Source organism: Streptomyces sp. MBT65 (assembly GCF_016612545.1).
Classification (GTDB): domain Bacteria; phylum Actinomycetota; class Actinomycetes; order Streptomycetales; family Streptomycetaceae; genus Streptomyces.
On sequence record NZ_JAENRY010000775.1, the window covers coordinates 1 to 419 of the forward strand.

1 pseudogene is annotated in these 419 nt (G+C 80.4%); it reads left to right on the forward strand.

Annotated elements, in window-relative coordinates:
* Positions 1-419, forward strand: a pseudogene (locus JHN63_RS53810) (hypothetical protein); the annotation flags it as partial.

Here is a 419-nt window from a genome sequence, read left to right on the forward strand (position 1 = left end):
CACCGCCACCGACGCGACTGCTGTCCCCGGCTCAACCGGTCCCGCCGGTTCCCCGACCACTGACCCGGCCACCGGTCTGCCCGGCCCAGCCGCCGCCCCCGGCTCCACTGGTCCCGCCGGCCCTTCGGCCACCGGTCTGCCCGACCTGGCTGCCGCCACCGCCCCGGCCGGCACTCCCGGCCAGCCCGGTCCCGCCGACCCTTCGCCCACCGGTCTGCCCGGCCCGGCTGCCGCCACAGACGCGGCCGGCACTCCCAGCCGGCCCGGACCTGCCGGTCCCTCGGCCACCGGTTCGGCCACCGGTCTGCACGGCTCGGCTGCCGCCACAGACGCGGTCGGCACTCCCAGTTCCACCGGTCCTGCCAGCCCCTCGACCACCGGCCCGGCCGCCGCCACCGACCCGGCCGCCGCCCCCGGCC